Source organism: Pseudomonas sp. NFX71, assembly GCF_048079215.1.
Classification (GTDB): Bacteria; Pseudomonadota; Gammaproteobacteria; order Pseudomonadales; family Pseudomonadaceae; genus Aquipseudomonas; species Aquipseudomonas fluorescens_B.
The window spans coordinates 4,172,562-4,191,333 of the sequence record NZ_CP182230.1 but is presented as its reverse complement, the minus strand read 5'-3'; the positions used below and the strand labels follow the sequence as shown (position 1 = coordinate 4,191,333).

General features: G+C 58.5%; 23 protein-coding genes and 1 tRNA gene. 8 read left to right on the top strand and 16 right to left on the bottom strand.

Going from position 1 to position 18,772, the window contains the following annotated elements; translation table 11 throughout:
- Window positions 1–317: 317 nt before the first annotated feature.
- Together ACM1ZW_RS19440 and ACM1ZW_RS19435 are read left to right on the top strand one after the other, a co-directional pair.
- A complete protein-coding gene (locus ACM1ZW_RS19440; RefSeq protein WP_416739053.1) occupies window positions 318–620 on the top strand; it encodes a hypothetical protein in 303 nt (100 codons plus the stop codon).
- Between the two features lie 291 nt (window positions 621–911).
- A complete protein-coding gene (locus tag ACM1ZW_RS19435; protein ID WP_003179963.1) occupies window positions 912–1,124 on the top strand; it encodes a cold-shock protein in 213 nt (70 codons plus the stop codon).
- A 72-nt stretch (window positions 1,125–1,196) separates the two neighbouring features.
- Here ACM1ZW_RS19435 and ACM1ZW_RS19430 read toward each other — a convergent pair whose 3' ends face one another.
- On the bottom strand, window positions 1,197–1,517 hold the full coding sequence (locus ACM1ZW_RS19430; protein WP_416739052.1) for an I78 family peptidase inhibitor: 321 nt from the start codon (window positions 1,515–1,517) through the stop codon (window positions 1,197–1,199).
- A 165-nt stretch (window positions 1,518–1,682) separates the two neighbouring features.
- Window positions 1,683–1,988 (bottom strand): hypothetical protein, encoded by a 306-nt coding sequence (locus ACM1ZW_RS19425; RefSeq protein ID WP_017337670.1) that lies wholly within the window; start codon window positions 1,986–1,988, stop codon window positions 1,683–1,685.
- 131 nt (window positions 1,989–2,119) lie between these two features.
- On the opposite strand from ACM1ZW_RS19425, the gene ACM1ZW_RS19420 reads away from it, so the two are divergent.
- Window positions 2,120–2,332, top strand: coding sequence for a hypothetical protein (locus ACM1ZW_RS19420; protein WP_017337669.1), 213 nt, complete (start codon window positions 2,120–2,122; stop codon window positions 2,330–2,332).
- A gap of 32 nt (window positions 2,333–2,364) precedes the next feature.
- On the opposite strand, the gene ACM1ZW_RS19415 is transcribed toward ACM1ZW_RS19420, so the two are convergent.
- The 8 genes from ACM1ZW_RS19415 to ACM1ZW_RS19380 form a co-directional block, all read right to left on the bottom strand.
- Window positions 2,365–3,393 carry a nucleoside hydrolase gene (locus tag ACM1ZW_RS19415; RefSeq protein ID WP_414884594.1) on the bottom strand — a complete coding sequence of 343 codons (1,029 nt, stop codon included), beginning with the start codon at window positions 3,391–3,393 and terminating at the stop codon, window positions 2,365–2,367.
- Window positions 3,394–3,436: 43 nt separating this feature from the next.
- Window positions 3,437–3,841, bottom strand: a complete 405-nt coding sequence (gene rbsD, locus ACM1ZW_RS19410) for a D-ribose pyranase (RefSeq protein WP_017337667.1) — start codon at window positions 3,839–3,841, stop codon at window positions 3,437–3,439.
- Complete coding sequence (gene rbsK / locus ACM1ZW_RS19405; protein ID WP_416739051.1) at window positions 3,838–4,755, bottom strand: ribokinase; 918 nt, start codon at window positions 4,753–4,755, stop codon at window positions 3,838–3,840. Before rbsK ends, rbsD begins: the two co-directional genes overlap by 4 nt.
- A gap of 58 nt (window positions 4,756–4,813) precedes the next feature.
- Entirely contained in the window at window positions 4,814–5,833 is a 1,020-nt protein-coding gene (locus ACM1ZW_RS19400; RefSeq protein WP_017337665.1) for a LacI family DNA-binding transcriptional regulator, read from the bottom strand.
- Window positions 5,834–5,836: 3 nt separating this feature from the next.
- Window positions 5,837–6,814, bottom strand: a complete 978-nt coding sequence (locus ACM1ZW_RS19395) for an ABC transporter permease (protein WP_416739050.1) — start codon at window positions 6,812–6,814, stop codon at window positions 5,837–5,839.
- On the bottom strand, window positions 6,811–8,364 hold the full coding sequence (locus tag ACM1ZW_RS19390; RefSeq protein WP_416739049.1) for a sugar ABC transporter ATP-binding protein: 1,554 nt from the start codon (window positions 8,362–8,364) through the stop codon (window positions 6,811–6,813). The genes ACM1ZW_RS19395 and ACM1ZW_RS19390 overlap by 4 nt, the downstream gene beginning before the upstream one ends.
- A 55-nt stretch (window positions 8,365–8,419) precedes the next feature.
- Window positions 8,420–9,376 carry a sugar ABC transporter substrate-binding protein gene (locus ACM1ZW_RS19385; RefSeq protein ID WP_084317971.1) on the bottom strand — a complete coding sequence of 319 codons (957 nt, stop codon included), beginning with the start codon at window positions 9,374–9,376 and terminating at the stop codon, window positions 8,420–8,422.
- 184 nt (window positions 9,377–9,560) lie between these two features.
- The gene (locus ACM1ZW_RS19380; protein ID WP_017337662.1) at window positions 9,561–10,010 is read right to left on the bottom strand and encodes a hypothetical protein; all 450 of its coding nucleotides are present in this window, start codon (window positions 10,008–10,010) and stop codon (window positions 9,561–9,563) included.
- 351 nt (window positions 10,011–10,361) lie between these two features.
- Between ACM1ZW_RS19380 and ACM1ZW_RS19375 the strand changes: the two genes are divergently transcribed.
- The 3 genes from ACM1ZW_RS19375 (at window position 10,362) to ACM1ZW_RS19365 (ending at window position 12,590) form a co-directional block, all read left to right on the top strand.
- A complete protein-coding gene (locus ACM1ZW_RS19375) occupies window positions 10,362–11,450 on the top strand; it encodes an asparaginase (protein ID WP_414884597.1) in 1,089 nt (362 codons plus the stop codon).
- A 176-nt stretch (window positions 11,451–11,626) separates the two neighbouring features.
- Window positions 11,627–11,896 (top strand): DUF1654 domain-containing protein, encoded by a 270-nt coding sequence (locus tag ACM1ZW_RS19370; RefSeq protein ID WP_416739048.1) that lies wholly within the window; start codon window positions 11,627–11,629, stop codon window positions 11,894–11,896.
- A gap of 4 nt (window positions 11,897–11,900) precedes the next feature.
- Window positions 11,901–12,590, top strand: coding sequence for an endonuclease (locus ACM1ZW_RS19365; RefSeq protein WP_017337659.1), 690 nt, complete (start codon window positions 11,901–11,903; stop codon window positions 12,588–12,590).
- A gap of 93 nt (window positions 12,591–12,683) precedes the next feature.
- Here the strand turns inward: ACM1ZW_RS19365 and ACM1ZW_RS19360 are convergent, their stop codons facing one another.
- The gene (locus tag ACM1ZW_RS19360; protein WP_416739047.1) at window positions 12,684–13,049 is read right to left on the bottom strand and encodes an SPOR domain-containing protein; all 366 of its coding nucleotides are present in this window, start codon (window positions 13,047–13,049) and stop codon (window positions 12,684–12,686) included.
- A 250-nt stretch (window positions 13,050–13,299) separates the two neighbouring features.
- Here ACM1ZW_RS19360 and csrA point away from each other — a divergent pair, with 250 nt between their 5' ends.
- Complete coding sequence (gene csrA / locus ACM1ZW_RS19355) at window positions 13,300–13,491, top strand: carbon storage regulator CsrA (protein WP_017337657.1); 192 nt, start codon at window positions 13,300–13,302, stop codon at window positions 13,489–13,491.
- Between the two features lie 177 nt (window positions 13,492–13,668).
- Here the strand turns inward: csrA and ACM1ZW_RS19350 are convergent, their stop codons facing one another.
- The 3 genes from ACM1ZW_RS19350 to ACM1ZW_RS19340 all read right to left on the bottom strand — a co-directional run bounded on the left by ACM1ZW_RS19350 (window position 13,669) and on the right by ACM1ZW_RS19340 (window position 14,977).
- Window positions 13,669–14,124, bottom strand: a complete 456-nt coding sequence (locus tag ACM1ZW_RS19350) for a DUF2214 family protein (RefSeq protein WP_414878721.1) — start codon at window positions 14,122–14,124, stop codon at window positions 13,669–13,671.
- Between the two features lie 178 nt (window positions 14,125–14,302).
- Window positions 14,303–14,638: a hypothetical protein gene (locus ACM1ZW_RS19345; protein ID WP_416739046.1), complete on the bottom strand. Its 336-nt coding sequence runs from the start codon at window positions 14,636–14,638 to the stop codon at window positions 14,303–14,305.
- Between the two features lie 262 nt (window positions 14,639–14,900).
- Window positions 14,901–14,977 (bottom strand) — tRNA-Val (locus ACM1ZW_RS19340).
- A gap of 183 nt (window positions 14,978–15,160) precedes the next feature.
- Between ACM1ZW_RS19340 and ACM1ZW_RS19335 the strand changes: the two genes are divergently transcribed.
- The gene (locus ACM1ZW_RS19335; protein WP_416739045.1) at window positions 15,161–16,444 is read left to right on the top strand and encodes an NAD(P)/FAD-dependent oxidoreductase; all 1,284 of its coding nucleotides are present in this window, start codon (window positions 15,161–15,163) and stop codon (window positions 16,442–16,444) included.
- Between the two features lie 119 nt (window positions 16,445–16,563).
- Here the strand turns inward: ACM1ZW_RS19335 and ACM1ZW_RS19330 are convergent, their stop codons facing one another.
- Together ACM1ZW_RS19330 and ACM1ZW_RS19325 are read right to left on the bottom strand one after the other, a co-directional pair.
- Window positions 16,564–17,535 carry an XdhC family protein gene (locus ACM1ZW_RS19330; protein WP_416739044.1) on the bottom strand — a complete coding sequence of 324 codons (972 nt, stop codon included), beginning with the start codon at window positions 17,533–17,535 and terminating at the stop codon, window positions 16,564–16,566.
- A gap of 1 nt (window position 17,536) precedes the next feature.
- Entirely contained in the window at window positions 17,537–18,772 is a 1,236-nt protein-coding gene (locus tag ACM1ZW_RS19325) for a c-type cytochrome (RefSeq protein WP_414878714.1), read from the bottom strand.

The window sequence follows — 18,772 nt, the reverse complement described above, 5'->3', positions numbered from 1 at the left end:
CCAGTACAAGATCCGGTCCAGGCCATTCAATGACGAACGCCTGCCTTACAGCGGCAGGAGCCTTGCGGCCAACCGGAAAACCGAACCAGAGTGACTGGGATTCAAATCAGGGTTATTCGAACATCTGCCGCCACCGGGACTGAAGGTCATCCGGAGCCTGCAAACGCCCGAGCGAGGCATGCTAGCACAGATGAACGGTCGTCGCGGTGCCGGCTTTTCTGCAAGGGCAAATCAGCTGTTTTTATGCCAGAGTGCTGAACTGAACCCGGTTTTACCCCTCAGATAACAAGACATTGACCCACAAGGAGCATCCCAGCATGCGTCTGAATCGTTTGTTCGCAGTAGTCGCCCCTATCGTCCTGCTGCTGCCACTGGCCGCCCATGCCGATTGGCCGAAGGGCGAGCGCGAGAAATACATGGCTCAATGCACCCAGGCAGCGACTCCGCAGATCGGTGCAGCCGCGGCAAAATCCCACTGCGCTTGTGGCGCCGATGCGATCAAGTCGTACCCGGCCAGCGACATTCAATCGTTGATGGACAACAAAGCCAGCCCGGAACTGCAACAGAAAGCGCTGGGCCAGATCGCTAAATGCAAAGCCAGTAATGCGACCAAAAAATAAGTCGGAACGAACCCCGCATTCGGTTTTCCGACGGTGAAAAGGTCGTAAAAACCACTTTTTTCGACAATTTATGCAGGTTTTACAGCTTTTTTTATCGTCTTTACTTTCGGCTGAAAGCCTTTTAAATCGGGGCTTTCAGCCACATCAAGCAACAAAGCAAGCGTGACTGTAGGGCAAACAGCACGTCCGGGGGGCTCCCAAAGCGAACATTTCGACTATGATACCCCGGTGTGCCCAGTTGGCCTGAGCAGCACAGTACTACTGAAAATATATGTTTCTTGGAGATACACCATGTCTAATCGCCAAACCGGCACCGTTAAATGGTTCAACGATGAAAAAGGCTTCGGCTTCATCACTCCTCAAGGTGGCGGTGACGACCTGTTCGTACACTTCAAAGCTATCGAAAGCGACGGTTTCAAAAGCCTGAAAGAAGGCCAGACCGTTTCCTTCGTGGCTGAGAAAGGCCAAAAGGGTATGCAAGCTGCTCAAGTTCGCCCAGAGTAATTTCCAGGCGCACTAAAAAAACCCCGTCCATGTGACGGGGTTTTTTATGGGTGAAGCAAAAGCCTGACGCTGTCAGCCGCAGTTGATGCGCGTGATCACCAGCTTGTCATCGGTGTTCAGGTTCAGGCGATCGGAACGGTACTCCAGGGTCACCATATCGTTAGGCTTGAGGATACGGGCATTCTGCGCGCCGGCGCGGACACGCGCCTGTTCGAGCAATTCGGGCGAAGCCTTTTTGCCAATGGTGAATTCGGCAGCCTTTGCTTCGCAACGGCTGTGACCGGTATCAGTCGTCGTGACAGGGTCTGTTGCCGATTCGGTGGACGTACTACTGCAACCGGCCAGCAGGCTAGCGGCCAACAAAGTACCCAATGACGCGAGCTTCCAAGGCATGAAGCCTCCTTTTTTCAATAGTTAAGCTGAGATCGTGCGACCGCCAATCTGGCGTTTGGTTTCACAGGCAGCGCTTTCACCCTGCCCTCGATCCGGACAATCGGCGAGTTTGCCTGAGCATTCCCGGTCGTTCACCCCGCAATCGTGACTTTATATGACCTGCGCTCAATAAATGTCGATGTAATCGAACGGTGGCGTTGGCCAGTTGCCTTTCAACGCATTGAAAATCTGCATGACCCAGACTTCGTCACTGGCCGCGACCAATCCCACATACCCGGAGCCTTTGGCCCACGTCTCCAGACGAAACAGGAGACCGTCGATGTCGGTGCCGCCCACGACGCCCGATGAAATGTAAGCGATGCCGCCCTTGGTCACTCGCAATTGGGCGTGCTCATCATCACTGGCAGAGGCTAGCAGCTGGCGCACGGCCTCAAGCGTCAAGCCGTCAGGAGAGTTCAAATCGATCTGCACAGCACGGTCCTTGATAAATCTTCAAAGACCAAGTGTCGCATAGCCCTCCCCTCATGCCTAAGTCGGAGTGCCAAACGTCCGGCAAAATGGTTAACTCACACTCAGACTTTCCCGAATTCACGAGCCCCATCATGACCACCGTAAGCATCGACGCCGATATCAAAGCCAAATGGCCGCAAGGTCATAGTTCATACAGCCCGGGCAGCCCGGAAGAGTTGGCAATCATTGGTATCGATCTATTGGTCAAGGAGCTGGGAACTGAAGCGGCGCAATCCTTCATCGCGCAGGTGTTCGAGAAGTACCCGACCGACTACAAGGGCGCCGAATACAACGAAAGGGAGTGAAACCCGCAGGCGGGCACCTGCGGGTGTGAAACTTACTTCAGACGCGCCAGACGCTGGGTCAGCAGGTCGAAGAAACCCTGAGCGTCGCCACTTTCAACCCAGAAAGCGTTCTTCGGCGCTTTCAGGCCGTCATACCAGTCGACGATGGTTTGACCGAATGTCGGGCCCTCATCGCTATCAACCACCACATTGACCGAACGACCAGTGAACAACTCGGGCTTGAGCAGGTAGGCAATGACCGTAGCGTCATGTACCGGGCCTCCCGGAAGACCGTAGTGCTCCATGTCGCCTTTGACGTATTCATTGAGAATATCGCCCACCAGCTTGCTGGCGTTGTTGTTCAGCGCGGCGATCTGCTTCAGGCGCGCCTCGCTGGTGAGGATCTTGTGGGTTACGTCCAGGGGCAGATACGTCAGCTTGACGCCACTTTTCAGCACCACTTCCGCCGCTTGCGGGTCAGCGAACAGGTTGAATTCCGCCACCGGGGTGATGTTGCCGCCATTGAAGTGCGCACCACCCATGATCACCACTTCCTTGATGCCCTGAACGATTTCAGGTTCCTGGATCAGCGCCAGGGCCAGGTTGGTCTGTGGACCGAGCATGGCGATGGTGATGCTGTGGGGCTTGGCGGTTTTCAAGGTATCGATCAGGTAATTGACCGCATTGCCCTTGGCCAGGCCTTTCTTCGGTTCATGCACGGTCACACCCGACAGGCCTTCCTTGCCATGAATGTTCTCGGCATAGATGGGCGTGCGCATCAGCGGCTTCGGCGCACCGGCATACACCGGAACGTCTTCGCGCCCTGCCCACTCGCGGGCCAGCCGCGCATTACGCGAGGTCTTGTCCAGGCGAACGTTACCGGCGACGGTGGTCAGCGCGCGGATGTTCAACTCTTCCGGTGATGCCAGGGCAAACAGCAAGGCCACCACGTCATCGGCACCCGGGTCGGTGTCGATGATCAAGTCGATCTTTTCCGCCGCCTGGGCGCTTGTTGCGGTTATCAAGGACAAAAGCAGCAAACTCCGGAGCAGGTGGTGCAGTTTCTGAGCATAGCGGTGCATGGCGCACTCCTTGTGCGTGGGAAAACAGAGAGACAATGGCGAATCAGAACGTGACCCCGGCCACCAGCACGATGTTGCAGTACGGCTGACATTCGCCTGTACGAACAATCGCCCGCGCCTGTCGGCTCAAGACCTTGAATTGGTCATGACTGAGCAACTCACGCTGACCCAGCGCACCTTCGGCATTCAGTTCGTCCAGTGTGGACAGCGCCGACGGTTGCTTGTCCAGGATCTCCTGGGCCAACACGTGGCTTTCGACCTGCATTTCGCTGAGTACGACTTTCAACGTGCTGATGAAATCAGGAATGCCGTGGGTCAGGGCCAGATCGATCAGCTCGACGCCCGGCGGCACCGGCAGACCGGCATCGCCAATCACGACCTTGTCGCCGTGGCCCAGGGAAGCGATCAGTCGCGACAACGCGACGTTGAGCAATGGTGTTTTCTTCATGGTGTTTTAAAGCCCTGTACATCGGACAAATCGGGAATCGAGGGCTGCGCGCCGGCACGGGTCACCGACAGCGCGGCGGCCACCTGGCCGAAACGAATCGCGTCGCCCTCGTTTTTGCCGGCAGCCAACGCGGCGGCGAAACCACCGACAAAGGTGTCGCCTGCCGCCGTGGTATCCACAGCTTTTACCTTTGGCGCCGGAAAGTGTTCGAAGCTTTTGCCATTGGCAAACAGCGAGCCTTGGGCCCCCAGGGTAATGATGACCTTGCCTGCCCCCATGGCAATCAACCGGGTCGCAGCGATTTCGGCGGTTGCCAGGGAGTCCACCGGCAAACCGCTCAGTGCCGAGGCTTCGCTCTCGTTCGGAATCAGGTAATCAATGGCGGCATACCAGTCTGCCGGCAGTGGACGACTGGCTGGCGCCGGGTTGAGAATCACGGTTTTTCCTAGCTCACGACCGCGCTTGAGCGCATGTCCGACCGTGGCATCCGGCACTTCCAGCTGACAAATGATCACATCTGCCGCCTGCAATACCGCGTCAAAGCGATCGATCACTTCTGGCGTCAGCGCGCCATTGGCACCGGCGACGATAACGATCGCGTTCTGGCTGTTGTCATCCACCACGATCAACGCCACGCCGCTGGCACCGTCGACGGTGCTGACCGCCTGGCAATCGATACGGTCGGCCAACAACGCCCCGCGCAGTTCCTCGCCGTAGGCATCGCTGCCCACGCAACCGACCATCGACACCTGCGCCCCCAGTCGCGCTGCCGCAACCGCCTGATTGGCACCCTTGCCGCCGGAGACCGTGGCAAACGACTCGCCGATCAGCGTTTCACCGCCGCGGGGCAACCGCGACGCGCGGGTCACCAAGTCCATGTTCAGACTGCCTATCACCACTACTTTTGCTGGCATACATCACTACTCATAAATGCTGTTTCAACGGCGCTTTTGATTTAACGGCTTTCCATATTCAACGGAAGTGGTCAAACACACCGGCCAGCGGCGCGGTCGATTCCCGCAGGACGATACTGGGCGTCACGATCCGTTGATCGGTGGCCATGTCCGGTGTGGCGATCCTGCGCAAAAGCACGCCGGCCGCCATCTCGCCGAGTTGCAGGATCGACTGGCCCACGGTGGTCAACGCCGGATAGACATAACGGCTCATCTGGATATCGTCGAAACCGATTACCGACAGCTCGCTCGGCACACGAATATTGCGCTCGGCGGCGGCTCGCAGCACGCCGATGCCGATCATGTCGTTGCCGGCAAAAATCGCGCTGGGCGGGTTCTTCTCCAACAGGATGGCGGCGGCGCTGTAACCGCCGGTGCTGGTGAAATCGCTTTCCAGCATGCGTTCGTCAGGCACTTCGACGCCCGCCTCTTTCAAGGCGCGGCAAAAACCTGCAAGACGCATCTGCGCCACGCTGGTACTGGCAGGCCCGCCAATGGTGGCGATGTCCCGATGCCCCAGCTCCAGAAGGTGTCGGGTCGCCAGATAAGCGCCGTACTCATGATCGATGCGCACCAGATCGGCATTCACCCCTTCCAGCCCGCGGTCGACGATGACCATCGGCGTGCGCACGCCTGCCAGACCTTCTGCCAGCCCCGCGTCGCCACCGGCCGATGCCACGATCAGCCCGTCGATGCGCTTTTCCAGTAGCACGCGCAGGTAGCTGCGCTGCTTTTCCGGGTTGTCGTCGGAGTTGCAGAGGATCACGCAATAGCCATTACGCTCGCAGTAATCCTCGATGCCGCGAGCCAGTTCGGCAAAGTACGGGTTGAGACTGTTGGGCACCAGCAGACCGATGGTCGCCGTGGTCTTGGCCTTCAATGAGCGGGCCACGGCGCTGGGCACGTAGTCGAGAGTTTTGATCGCGGCCTCGACCTTGATCCGCACCTCCTCACTGACCGGCCGGGTCTTGTTCACCACGTGGGACACCGTGGTGTAGGAAATCCCCGCGAGCGCTGCCACATCCTTGATTGTTGCCATGACTCAGGTCCGCCGGCTTGCGCGCTGACTGCGATAGGTATCAAGCACCACCGCCACCACGATGACCGCGCCGGTGATGATGCGTTTGGTCGGTTCGGTTGCGCCGATCTGCGCCAGGCCGGCCGCCAGTACGGAAATGATCAGGACCCCGAAAAAGGTGCTGATGACCGAACCGCGGCCGCCCATCAGGCTGGTTCCGCCGATCACCACGGCGGCAATCACTTGCAGCTCCAGGCCCGACCCGGCATTCGGGTCCGCCGCTTCCAGGCGCGAAACCTGGAACAGCGCGGCGATACCCGCCAGCAGTCCCATCAGGCTGAACACCAGGATCTTGTAGGGCTTTGGATTGATCCCTGCCAGACGTACCGCTTCTTCATTGGTGCCGATGCCGATCAGGTAACGACCGAACACCGTGCGGGTCAACACCGCCTGCGCAATGAAGATGATCAGCAAGGCAATGATGAACGATGGCGAGATACCGAAGGCGATCGGGTTGGACAGCCAGGCAAAGGCATCACCGATGTAGGCCGTGCGCGAACCGGTCATCTGATACGCCACGCCGCGCGCCATTTCCAGCACGCCGAGGGACACGATGAACGATGGAATACGCCAGGCTACGGTGATCGAACCGGTGATGGTCCCGGCCAACGCAGCCGCCGCCATGCCGAGTAGCGCCGCCGGCAGTACGCTCCAGCCCCAGCCGAGAATCGCCACGCTGACCGTCGACGCTGCAAGCGCCAGCACCGAGCCCACCGACAGGTCGATGCCGCCGATGATCAACACGAATGTCATGCCGACCGCGAGCACCATCAAGTCCGGAATCTGGTTGGCGAGTGTGCTGAAGGTGTCGTAAGACAGGAAATGGCTGCTCAGGACAGAGAACAGCGCGACCATCGCCAGCAAGGCACCGGCCAGGCCCAGATAGGTGCCGAGGCCGTAAAAATTGCCACTACGTTTACCGGCGGACGTTGCAGTTTTCATTGAGGGTCCCTAGGCGCTGCTTCATTGAGCAACGCATCATGTTTTTGGTAACCGGCGAAAGCGGCGGCAAGCAAGTCATCCTGGGTCCAGCTATCGCGTTCGAACGTCTCGATCAGGCGCCCCGCCGACAGCACGCCGATGCGGTCGCAGATCAGCATCAGTTCGCGCAGGTCGCTGGACACCACCACCAGCGCCTTGCCCTGACGGGTCAGTTCGCCGAGCAGTGCATAGATGTCGAATTTGGCGCCGACGTCGATGCCGCGAGTCGGCTCGTCGAACAGCAACACCGAACAATCGCGCTCCAGCCAACGGCCGATCACGACTTTCTGCTGGTTGCCGCCGGACAGCTCCGAGACCAATTGCGTCGGGCTGGAACTGCGGATGCGCATGGCGTCGATCTGACGCTGGGCCAGGGACATCTCGTCACCGGTGTTGACGAAACCACCACTGGAAATCTCTGGCATGTTGCCCAGGGCAATATTCGCGCTGATCGATTGCGTCAGCAGCAAGCCCTCGCCCTTGCGGTCTTCAGTGATCAGGGCAATGCCATGATCAACTGCATCAACCGGTGAACGAATACTCACGACCTGTGCGGGCGATCCCAGTGCGACCGTGCCGCTGTCCGCCGGGTCGGCGCCGAAGATCAGGCGCAGCAACTCGGTACGCCCTGCCCCGATCAAACCGGAAATCCCGAAAATCTCGCCAGCGCGCACTTCGAACGACACGTCGCGCACCTTGTCCGAGCGAGTCAGCCCCTTGACCGTCAACGCCGGAGCGCCAATCTTGCGTGGGCCCATGTCGATGTGTTCACCGAGCTCACGGCCGACCATCAGGGTTACCAGTTGCTCGCTGTTGTAATTGGCCATCGGTTCGACGCAGACCAGATTGCCGTCGCGCAACACCGCAATGCGCTGGGCGACACGGGCCAGCTCTTCGAGGCGGTGCGAGATATAGATGATCGACACGCCGCGCGCCTGCAGACGGGTGATCTGCTCGAACAGCATCTCGACTTCACGGGCCGTCAGCATTGCGGTCGGTTCATCGAGGATCAGCACATGACAATCGCCGATAAGGTTCCGGGCGATTTCGACCATTTGCTGGTGACCGATGCCCAGTTCGCCGACCAGGGTGTCCGGGTCGATCGCGTCGAGCCCAACCTGGGCCATAGCCTCGATCGCGGCCTTGCGCAGTTGCTTGCGACTGATCCAGCCCGCATTGCTGGGCAGGTTGTCGAGAAACAGGTTTTCCGCCACCGACAGGGTCGGCAGCAGATTGAGTTCTTGCATGACCATGCGAATGCCCAGGTCTTCAGCCTGGGTGCGGCTGCCGGGGCGGTAATCCTGCCCCTGGAATTGCATCTGGCCGGTGGTCGGCGTGACCAGCCCGCCGATGATCTTCGACAGCGTGCTTTTGCCCGCGCCGTTCTCGCCGGTCAGCGCCAGCACCTCACCACGCATCAACGTCAGGTCGATGCCGGCAAGGACTGGCTGCGCATAGGTCTTACCGATACCGCTGACCGAGAGGACAGCGTTCGGAGCGGAAACTGACATAAGAATCTCCATGTGCTCGCCCGGACGGGCGAGCACCGTTGTATCGCCGGAAGGACTACTTGGTAACCAGCTCTACCGGCGTTTCGATCACACCGTTAGTGCCGCTGTCGACCTTCTCGCCCTTGATGATTTTCAGCGCCGTCTCGATACCGAACACGGCTTGGCGGGCGGCAAACTGGTCAGCGGTAGCCAGGACACGGCCATCCTTGAGCATCGGCTTGATGGCATTGATGTTGTCGTAACCGACCACTTGCACCTTGCCGGCCTTGCCCGCGGCACGAACTGCAGACACGGCGCCTACGGCCATGCTGTCGTTGCCGGCCAGCAGAGCCTTGATGTTCGGGTATTCGCTGAGCATGGACGAGGCAACCTGGTTGCCCTTGTTGATTTCCCAGTCGCCGGATTGCAGGGATACGACCTTGATCTGCGCCGCTTCCATCGCATCCTTGAAGCCGGCAGTACGGGCCTGGGCATTGGTGGTGGTGGACACGCCTTCGATGATGCCGACTTCGTCACCGGCCTTCAGCTGCTTGGCCAGGTATTCGCCCACCAGCCGCGCGCCTTTGCGGTTGTCCGGACCTACAAACGGGACGGTGATGTTCTTGCTTTTGACGACGGCTGGATCCAGCTGGTTATCGATGTTGATCACGGTGATGCCGGCATCCACCGCTTTCTTGATCACTGGCACCATGGCTTTGGAATCAGCCGGCGCGATGACCAGCGCATTGACCTTGGAGACGATCATCTGCTCGACGATGCGGATCTGGTTGGCCGTGTCCGTTTCGTCCTTGATGCCGTTGGAGATCAGTTCGAAATCGCCGGAGTGGTCTTTCTGGTAGGCCTTGGCGCCGTCTTCCATGGTCAGGAAGAATTCGTTGGCCAGGGATTTCATGACCAGCGCGACTTTGGGTTTTTCAGGGGATTCGGCGAAAGCCGAGGAGACAGGCAACGCGGCGGATGCGGCAGCCAGCATAGCGACAGCGAGAAGACGTCCAGCGAATGGCAGCTTCATGGGTTCACTCCGATCTTATGATTATTCTGAGCAACGCTTGCGCTGGCATAAGCTTCACTGCATTCGCCGAGGAACAAGCCATCGGCGGCGCCGCGCAAACGTTTGCGTAGACCGAACTATGCGAACCCTGTGGTCATTTGTCAACGACCGAAAAAACGTTTTGTACTTCGGCGGGTGTCTCTTTTTATGCCGTGGTGCTGACAATACCACCCGCGCTGGAACCCTTGGCCAGTTCCTTGACCAGATTGCCGGTTACTTCCAATAGCGCGCCGTTGGTGTCGGCGACCTGTCCCTGAATCGACATGACCACTGCAGCCTTGGCTTCCGGTGTCGGGTAAGTCGCAGCCTGGGCTGCCGCCAATTGCTGCTGTTGCTCGCGCAGTTGCTGCTGCAGTTCCTGCATGCGTTTGAGCAACATCTTTACTGCGATGCTTTGGTCGCTGCCGCTTTCTGCTTTGGCTTCGGCCGGGGTGCCGCCACCGGTGCGAACCTTGGTTTTGTCAGCCGATTCCTCGTTACCCAACGCCGGCGCCGACGCTTCGGAAGTCGATTCGCTCAAAGCGTTGATCGTCGCCGTGGACTTGCCACCAATGGTGATCGCGCCCGCATTGGGAAAGCCAACCGAAAATGACATGTGAACTCCTGGAGAAAAAGATCCTTTGAAGGGCATCGACCTGTGCACGGGTTTCTTTAGCACTGATTGGCAACTGGCATGACAAGTTGTTTAAAAGTGACCGTAGCCCTTTTCGGAGAGCCGAACGTAAATGCCAAACATATTCGGAAACCCGGACAACAAGCTGTTTAAGGCCCCCTTGACAAAAACCACATAATTGATACAAATCATTAGGTTAAAGGCATTTTTTCAATTCTGGATATGACTGGTACAGATCCTGCTCCCTCTCCCCCACCCCAGGCGCTCAGATCAACCTGGGGCGCATCTAGATGAACCTGCATCAGCACCGTCTCACAACTAGAGAGAAAAATAATGACATCTGCTTTCAAGACTTTCGTTCCGGGCGCTTTGGCCCTCCTGCTGCTCCTTCCGACCGCCCTTCAGGCAAAAGAAGCCGAAACCCAACAAAAACTGGCGAACGTGGTGATCCTCGCCACCGGCGGCACCATTGCCGGCGCAGGCGCCAGCGCCGCCAACAGCGCGACGTATCAAGCGGCGAAAGTCGGCATCGAACAATTGATCGCCGGCGTTCCGGAACTGAGCCAGCTGGCTAACGTTCGCGGTGAACAGGTCATGCAGATTGCGTCAGAAAGCATCACCAACGACAACCTGCTGCAACTGGGCCGCCGTGTGGCCGAACTGGCCGACAGCAAAGACGTCGATGGCATCGTCATCACCCACGGCACCGACACCCTGGAAGAGACCGCCTACTTCCTGAACCTGGTCGAAAAGACCGACAAGCCGATCATCGTCGTGGGCTCCATGCGCCCGGGCACCGCGATGTCCGCCGACGGCATGCTGAACCTGTACAACGCCGTCGCTGTAGCCAGCAGTAAAGATGCTCGTGGCAAAGGCGTGCTGGTGACCATGAACGATGAAATCCAGTCAGGTCGTGACGTCAGCAAGATGATCAACATCAAGACCGAGGCGTTTAAAAGTGCCTGGGGCCCACTCGGCATGGTGGTCGAAGGCAAATCCTACTGGTTCCGCCTGCCAGCCAAGCGCCACACCATGGATTCGGAATTCGACATCAAGAACATCAAGAGTCTGCCTGACGTCGAAATCGCCTATTCCTACGGCAACGTGAGTGACACTGCCTACAAAGCGCTGGCTCAGTCCGGCGCCAAAGCCATCATCCACGCCGGCACCGGTAATGGATCCGTGTCTTCGCGGGTCGTTCCAACCTTGCAGGCCCTGCGCAAGGACGGCGTGCAGATCATTCGGTCCTCCCATGTCAACGCTGGCGGTTTCGTACTGCGTAACGCTGAACAACCTGACGACAAGTACGACTGGGTCGTTGCGCATGACTTGAATCCACAGAAAGCACGCATCCTGGCCATGGTCGCACTGACCAAGACCAATGACAGCAAAGAGCTGCAGCGGATGTTCTGGGAATACTGATTCACCCTCGCCCGACCGGTCCCGGTCGGGCACCTGTTGCCACTCGCCATCCCCGGCGAGTGGTTTCTTATCCGATAAAAAAATTCGCCTCTTCCTACACCAAACGGAAAAAACCGCTGTCAGAGGATTTTCTTGAATTTTAAGCAGTTGCGAAATTGCCTACAGTTAAATACTGTATGCACGTACAGCTTAATAAGGATAATTCCGTGGCCACCACCCCTGCCTCTCCTGACGCCTATGAACGCATGGGCATGCGCGTCCAGAAAATCATCAATTCCCCCACCGCTCAAAAAGCCAAAGCTGCGCTGATCTTTCGTCTTCCGGACGAGCCCGTGGATGAGTGGGAACAGTTGCTCGAAGAAATCGACGAGAACGACAACGTCACCCTCGCCTATCGCGACGATGGCGGTGTGCAGATTTTCTGGGTTGTGCCGAAGGAAGATTGAGTCAATGAGTGTCCGTTGTTTTGCTTTGCTGTTTCTGCTCTTCGCGATGGGTGCCCAGGCTGACGCTCCGCGCACCTTCAGCGAAGCCAAGAAAGTCGCCTGGAAGTTGTATGCGCCGCAATCCACCGAGTTCTACTGCGGGTGCAAGTACACCGGCAACAAGGTGAACCTCTCCGCCTGTGGTTATGTGCCGCGCAAAAATGCCAAGCGTGCTGCTCGCATCGAATGGGAGCACATCGTCCCTGCCTGGCAGATCGGTCACCAGCGTCAGTGCTGGCAGGAAGGCGGACGCAAGAATTGCACGCGCTACGACCCGACCTATCAGAAAGCCGAGGCCGACTTGCACAATCTGGTGCCGAGCATCGGCGAAGTAAACGGCGATCGCAGCAACTTCAGTTTTGGCTGGCTGCCTGAGCAATCCGGGCAATATGGCTCGTGCCTGACCCAGGTTGATTTCAAGGCAAAGAAGGTCATGCCTCGCCCTTCCATTCGCGGCATGATCGCCCGGACTTACTTCTACATGAGCAAGCAGTACGGCTTGCGCCTGTCAAAACAGGATCGGCAACTGTACGAGGCCTGGAACAAAACCTATCCGGTGCAAGCCTGGGAACGGCAACGCAATCAAAGTGTGGCGTGCGTGATGGGTCGTGGAAACGAGTTTGTCGGGCCGGTTGACTTGAAAGCGTGCGGTTGAACGCTGACTGAACGCAAAAAAGGCCTTGGGTTGAATGCCCAAGGCCTTTTTTGTTTTTAACCGCCCTCGCTTTACCAGGGTGGTCAATCGCCGTTACTGAGTCACCGGACGCTCGATGACCAGCAATTCGATGTTCTGTTTTTTCGCCCGGGTCAGCGCCGCGCGAACCTCCGTCTGCTTGGCTTCAGCTTCGGCTTTCGAATTGTATGGGCCCATCAGGATGCGGGTCTTGCCATTTTCCTTGACCACGCTGGCAACAAAACTGTGCTCGATCAGCCAGCCGCTAAGATCGCTGACCGCCTGGGTTATTTCACCTCGTACTTCCAGATCCCACTGGGGTGCGGCGGCCACCACTGGGGCGGCAATCGCCGCTGGCTGCGGTTTTTGCGCCTCTACGCTCTTGCCTTCACCACATCCCGCCAATGCCAGTACTGCGATTACCAAGGCCATTTTGCGCACAACGCTTCCCTCTGAATGCTGAAAGCAGGGATTTTAACATTCATGAATACTTCCCGAGTGCCGCAAAATGGGCTCAAAACAACGAGAATGATGGATGCGGCCTCTGTATAGTTACGCCTTGGGAATTAATGCAGCATCTGCGCGTCAGAAAGAGGCACCCAAACCGTGAGACTTCGCACTAATCTATACATACCACCGACCTCTGCACTGTCCGAATCAGGTGCCCTATAAAGCAATCAAGGAGAAGACCATGCTGATACTCACCCGCAAAGTCGGTGAAAGCATAAACATTGGCGATGACATTACGATCACCATTCTGGGCGTAAGCGGCCAGCAAGTCAGAATCGGCATCAACGCCCCGAAAGACGTTGCGGTGCACCGCGAAGAAATTTATCAGCGCATTCAGGCCGGCCTGACCGCCCCGGACAAGCCACAACCCTGAATCCTGCTGCAGTCAGTAGCCAGCCCGTTCGCCCCGGAACCACGGCTGGCTAAGATTCAAGCGTCGCTATCACCACCGCAGCCACCCGGAACGTGAAGCCGATACTAGCGGCATGTCTCACGTCATGGCTGTCGGACGTTTCGGATAAATCCCGGGGAAGTGCGCAACCGCACTCGACTAACCAAACGTCACACCCCGCGCCATGCCGGTAGCCGCCACGACCATCAACAGAACCAGCAGCGCTTCGATGTGACTGATCCGTGCAAACAGCGCTGCACGGCCGGTATTGATGGCCGCCCCCCTTGCCTGTGCAATCCGCCATTTGATCAGCGTCACCATTGGCGCAACTTCAAGCAGCAGAATGAGGACGAAAAGCGTCATCTTGAGGTGGAACAGCGGCTGGTGAAGATAGTAGTCCGCGCCCTTTTCGTACCCGGCAAAGGCGCGCATCCCACCGGTGACCAACAGGAGGACTGCAGAAATCCCCCACAGGTTATCCGCGATCAATACGCTGCGCGCTTCCCCCACGCCTGTAGCCAGGCGCCGAAAGGCCGTACCGCGAGACAGGACTGCCCAGAAACCCAGAGCAAACGCCAAGAGATGGATCGCAGCAAGAAACCAGTGCACAAGCATCGATATACTCCCTCAGGCCAACGTTCGGATTGGCCTGAAGTAGTAGCCCAAAAAGCATCGCATTGCCCGCTTCAAGCATCTGCGACAGAGGCTACCTGCGCTATCCGGCACGTCATGGAGTGCCAGCCCGGCAGTTCAATGATTACGGATGAGTTCACCCGCTTCGCGACCTGAATTCTTAATAACGGAAAAGCAATCGCGGTAGCTTAAAGAGCTCGCTGGTGCGAACTATCCGCTTGAAAGCAGCTGACTTGCGACGCTGGGTGACAATCATTCGGCCAATTTCGAAGCCAAACTCGGCTGCATCTTCACGGGATACAAAAAGCATCGAAGGCGCTTCACTGGCCCCTCTGACTTCTTTTCCGTCGAACCAAATCGAAATTTTTGTCGCGTGATGCGTTTGCAGATTTTCTGGTTCGTCTGGATTTGTTTTGATGGGGCCGACTGTAGCAACAAGGATCTCGTAACCTGAGTAAGTCTCTTGCTTCGTAACGATTGAAGTCCCTGTTGTCATTACTGCCGTCCATTGCCTGTAAAAGATTGGGCGCTACGATACCCGTAAATCTCAGCAATGCCAAATTGCCATCACCTCAGAATCGCATCCGGTTGCGCAGGATGATATCTCGGCGATTGCCTTGAGGTGATAAACTGCAGATGGGCGCTGATCGGCGTTTTGAGCGGGGTGTTGCAAACGTTCTGCATGAAACTCGAAGCAACAAAAAAGGGCCCACCTTTCGGTGAGCCCTTCTAGACCGCCCAGCAGAGCGGATTTTGTTTGGTAGGCGCGATTGGACTCGAACCAACGACCCCCACCATGTCAAGGTGGTGCTCTAACCAACTGAGCTACGTGCCTGCTGTGAGGCGGCATTCTACGGAATTCCGGAGGGGTGTCAACACCTTTTTTCGAGCTAACCCTATGAATATGCAAAATATTTAATTTTGCGTCTGCGAAGAAGATTTTGTGGTGGCTGGCGGTCGATTTTTAACTCGGGTAGGATCGGGGCACTCGTAAAATATATTAAACAGAGGCTGCAGGATGGCGAACACCCCCTACCCAGAGTCCTATTACGCCGCATCGGCCCATTCGGTTCCGCCACGCTCGGCCTTGCAGGGTGATGTAGAGACTGATGTCTGTGTGATCGGTGCCGGTTACACCGGTCTGTCCTCTGCCCTGTTTCTGCTGGAGCACGGTTTCAAGGTCACGGTGCTGGAAGCCGCCAAGGTGGGTTTTGGCGCGTCGGGCCGCAACGGTGGCCAGATCGTTAACAGCTACAGCCGCGACATCGATGTGATCGAACGCACCGTTGGCCCCAAGCAGGCACAGTTGTTGGGGCAGATGGCGTTCGAGGGCGGGCGGATCATTCGTGAGCGGGTCGCCAAATACAACATCCAGTGTGACCTGAAGGACGGTGGTGTGTTCGCCGCGATCACCGCCAAGCAGATGGGCCATCTGGAATCGCAGAAGCGCCTGTGGGAGCGTTTCGGTCACACGCAGCTCGAGCTGCTGGATCAGAAACGCATTCGTGAAGTGGTGAACTGCGAGCAATACATCGGCGGCATGCTCGACATGAGTGGCGGGCACATTCATCCGCTGAACCTGGCACTCGGCGAAGCAGCGGCGGTCGAGTCATTGGGCGGCACTATTTATGAGCAATCGCCGGCAGTGCGCATCGAACGCGGCGCGAACCCGGTGGTGCATACGCCTCAGGGTAAGGTCCGGGCCAGGTTCATCATCGTCGCGGGCAACGCTTATCTCGGCAATCTGGTGCCGGAGCTTGCCGCCAAGTCGATGCCTTGCGGCACTCAGGTCATCACTACCGAACCGTTGAGTGATGAATTGGCGAAAAGCCTGCTGCCACAGGATTATTGCGTCGAAGACTGCAATTACCTGCTCGACTACTATCGCCTGAGCGGTGACAAGCGCCTGATTTTCGGCGGCGGCGTGGTGTACGGCGCGCGGGACCCGGCGAACATCGAGGCGATCATCCGGCCGAAGATGCTCAAGGCGTTCCCTCAGCTCAAAGATGTGAAGATCGACTACGCGTGGACCGGCAATTTCCTGCTGACCCTGTCGCGTCTTCCGCAGGTCGGGCGCCTGGGCGATAACATCTACTATTCCCAGGGTTGCAGCGGTCACGGTGTGACGTACACGCATCTGGCGGGCAAGGTGCTGGCTGAAGCGTTGCGCGGTCAGGCTGAGCGTTTTGATGCGTTTGCTGGCTTGCCGCACTATCCGTTCCCCGGTGGACAACTGCTGCGCACGCCGTTTGCGGCGCTGGGGGCTTGGTATTACGGGTTGCGGGACAAGTTCGGGTACTGACCGACACGGCAAAACCATTGTGGGAGCGAACCTGCTCGCGAAGGCGGCCAGACAGTCAACATGAATGTTGAATGTGCCGGCCTCTTCGCGAGCAGGCTTGCTCCCACATTGATTTGGGGTCAGAGCCGATCTCGTGGGATGCCGCTGCGGATCCGAATGATGTCGGCGAGTACGGCGAGGGCAATTTCCGCAGGGGTCTTGCTGCCCAGGTTCAGTCCGATCGGCGCATGAATCCGCGCCAACTCCGCATCTCCCAAACCACCAATCCTGCGCAACCGCTCGAAACGTTTCTGCGACGTCTGCATCGATCCCATCACGCCGATGTAAAAGACCTCGGTGCGGACCGCTTCCATCATCGCCAAATCGTCGATGCGTGGATCGTGGGTCAGCGCAACCACCGCCGTGTCGCGGTGACAGCCACCGTCGGCGATGAACACCGAGGGCAACTGACGGCGGACCTCGACATTTTCCAGCACCACGCCTTCCAGCACTTCGTCGCGGGGATCGCACAGGATCACCTCGAAACCCAGGCCCACCGCCAACTCCGCACACGCCTGGGCGACGCTGGAGTATCCCGCGAGCAACAAGCGCTGAGCTGCGCCGATCCGCAGTCGAACCCGGTCGATCTCGCGCTCGACGCGCACGCCCTGCTCGCGATCGGCGAACACGCTGCGCGCGCCGCTGGCAAGATCGACTTCGCGGATCAACCGACGCTGCCCCAACAACGCCGACTCCAGTTCCCGCAAATGCGCCTGAACCTCGCAATCAGGGTTCAGCCTCTCCACCAGTACATCGAGCACGCCGCCGCAGGGCAGGCTCACCCGGGAACGCGGATCATCGCCCTCGCCATAACGCACGACGCTGACGGCTTGATCAAATACGCCCTCGGCGACGCGCTCAAGGAAATCTTCCTCGACGCAGCCGCCGGACAGCGAGCCGATCCATTGTCCCTGAGCATTCACCGCCAGCAGCGATCCAGGCGCGCGGGGCGCTGAACCATAGGTGGCCAGCACGGTGCACAACCAGAGGCGCTGGCCGGCCGTCGACCAGTCCAGCGCCCGGCGCACCACTTGCAGATCGAGATGCTGCATGTCAGTGCGCCTTGTGCTCGAGCGGCGGTGCATCAGCCCGCAGCGCCTGCACATCCCCCACCGCCAGGTCTTCCGACTGACCTCCCCAGCCCTGACGCAGGTAGTTCAACAGATCGGTGAGTTGCTCGTGGCTGAGCTTCTCCGCGAAACCGGGCATCGGTTGCATGTGTTCGAACCCGGCAAACTTCTGCTCACCGATGCCATCGTCGATCACCCGCACCAGGTTGCGTGGATCTTCCAGACGCAGCGTGGTGTTGCCGCGCATGGCGACCGCGATGTGCGGCTTGCCTTCGCCGTTGACCGCGTGGCAACCGGCGCAAACATTGAGGTAATCCTGTCGACCGCGCTGGGCACTGGCGCTCAGTTTCTCGAACGGCACTTCGTTCAGCACTTTTGCCGTCGGTGGCTGATCGCCGAGCAAGAAGGTCGCCATGGCCGCCAGGTCCGGTTCATTGAGGCCCTGGGTGCTGTTGTGGAACACCGGGAACATCTCGTTGAACATCGTGCCTTGGGCGCTCATGCCGTGCTTGAGGAACGAGCTCAGGTCCTGATGATTCCAGCCACGTGCAGCCAGATCGTCGGCCAGCAGGCTCGGCGCCAGATAGCCGTTGAGCAGGCCGCCGGTCATACGTTTGTCTTGCTGCATCGCACCGGGCAAACCGCGCGGCGTGTGGCATTCGCCGCAGTGGCCAAGCACGTCGACCATGTATTGGCCGCGCTTGAAGGCTTCGCTTTTGCCCTCGGTCGACGACAGTTTCACGTCCTTGCCATAGAGCAGGTTCCAGCCCATCAAACCCAGGCGCACATTGAACGGGAAGCTCAGGCTGGTGACCGGCGCTGCACGCTCAATCGGCTCGACCGTTTTCAGGTACGCGTGAATCGCGTCGGAGTCTTCACGCGGCATCAAGTGATACGAGGTGTAGGGCATCGCGGGGTACAGGTTCGCGCCATCGCGACGCTTGCCTTCGGTGAGCGCGGCGAAGAATTCATCATCGCTGTAGAGGCCGATACCGTGCTCTTTGCTTGGCGTGATGTTGGTGCCGTAGATCGTGCCGAACGGCGAGACGATCGGCAGGCCACCCGCATACGGCGCGCCACCCGGTGCGGTGTGACACGCCATGCAGTCAGCGGCGCGAGCGAGATAGGCACCGCGGACAACCTGATCATCCGCCTGCGCCAGCAACACCGGCGCAGCCAGGCCAACCGCCAATGCCAGACGGGAAAATAGAGGCTTCAT

Excerpts from the sequence above, each read along its gene's own strand:
- ACM1ZW_RS19365 (WP_017337659.1), top strand. The coding sequence starts at position 11,901 with ATGAGTGTCCGTTGTTTTGCTTTGCTGTTTCTGCTCTTCGCGATGGGT.
- ACM1ZW_RS19430 (WP_416739052.1), bottom strand. The coding sequence starts at position 1,517 with ATGCCTTGGAAGCTCGCGTCATTGGGTACTTTGTTGGCCGCTAGCCTG.
- ACM1ZW_RS19335 (WP_416739045.1), top strand. The coding sequence starts at position 15,161 with ATGGCGAACACCCCCTACCCAGAGTCCTATTACGCCGCATCGGCCCAT.
- ACM1ZW_RS19375 (WP_414884597.1), top strand. The coding sequence starts at position 10,362 with ATGACATCTGCTTTCAAGACTTTCGTTCCGGGCGCTTTGGCCCTCCTG.
- ACM1ZW_RS19380 (WP_017337662.1), bottom strand. The coding sequence starts at position 10,010 with ATGTCATTTTCGGTTGGCTTTCCCAATGCGGGCGCGATCACCATTGGT.
- rbsK (WP_416739051.1), bottom strand. The coding sequence starts at position 4,755 with ATGCCAGCAAAAGTAGTGGTGATAGGCAGTCTGAACATGGACTTGGTG.
- ACM1ZW_RS19415 (WP_414884594.1), bottom strand. The coding sequence starts at position 3,393 with ATGCACCGCTATGCTCAGAAACTGCACCACCTGCTCCGGAGTTTGCTG.
- ACM1ZW_RS19435 (WP_003179963.1), top strand. The coding sequence starts at position 912 with ATGTCTAATCGCCAAACCGGCACCGTTAAATGGTTCAACGATGAAAAA.
- ACM1ZW_RS19330 (WP_416739044.1), bottom strand. The coding sequence starts at position 17,535 with ATGCAGCATCTCGATCTGCAAGTGGTGCGCCGGGCGCTGGACTGGTCG.
- ACM1ZW_RS19440 (WP_416739053.1), top strand. The coding sequence starts at position 318 with ATGCGTCTGAATCGTTTGTTCGCAGTAGTCGCCCCTATCGTCCTGCTG.
- ACM1ZW_RS19325 (WP_414878714.1), bottom strand. The coding sequence starts at position 18,772 with ATGAAGCCTCTATTTTCCCGTCTGGCATTGGCGGTTGGCCTGGCTGCG.
- ACM1ZW_RS19390 (WP_416739049.1), bottom strand. The coding sequence starts at position 8,364 with ATGTCAGTTTCCGCTCCGAACGCTGTCCTCTCGGTCAGCGGTATCGGT.
- rbsD (WP_017337667.1), bottom strand. The coding sequence starts at position 3,841 with ATGAAGAAAACACCATTGCTCAACGTCGCGTTGTCGCGACTGATCGCT.
- ACM1ZW_RS19370 (WP_416739048.1), top strand. The coding sequence starts at position 11,627 with ATGCACGTACAGCTTAATAAGGATAATTCCGTGGCCACCACCCCTGCC.
- ACM1ZW_RS19350 (WP_414878721.1), bottom strand. The coding sequence starts at position 14,124 with ATGCTTGTGCACTGGTTTCTTGCTGCGATCCATCTCTTGGCGTTTGCT.
- ACM1ZW_RS19400 (WP_017337665.1), bottom strand. The coding sequence starts at position 5,833 with ATGGCAACAATCAAGGATGTGGCAGCGCTCGCGGGGATTTCCTACACC.
- ACM1ZW_RS19385 (WP_084317971.1), bottom strand. The coding sequence starts at position 9,376 with ATGAAGCTGCCATTCGCTGGACGTCTTCTCGCTGTCGCTATGCTGGCT.
- ACM1ZW_RS19420 (WP_017337669.1), top strand. The coding sequence starts at position 2,120 with ATGACCACCGTAAGCATCGACGCCGATATCAAAGCCAAATGGCCGCAA.
- ACM1ZW_RS19395 (WP_416739050.1), bottom strand. The coding sequence starts at position 6,814 with ATGAAAACTGCAACGTCCGCCGGTAAACGTAGTGGCAATTTTTACGGC.
- csrA (WP_017337657.1), top strand. The coding sequence starts at position 13,300 with ATGCTGATACTCACCCGCAAAGTCGGTGAAAGCATAAACATTGGCGAT.
- ACM1ZW_RS19345 (WP_416739046.1), bottom strand. The coding sequence starts at position 14,638 with ATGACAACAGGGACTTCAATCGTTACGAAGCAAGAGACTTACTCAGGT.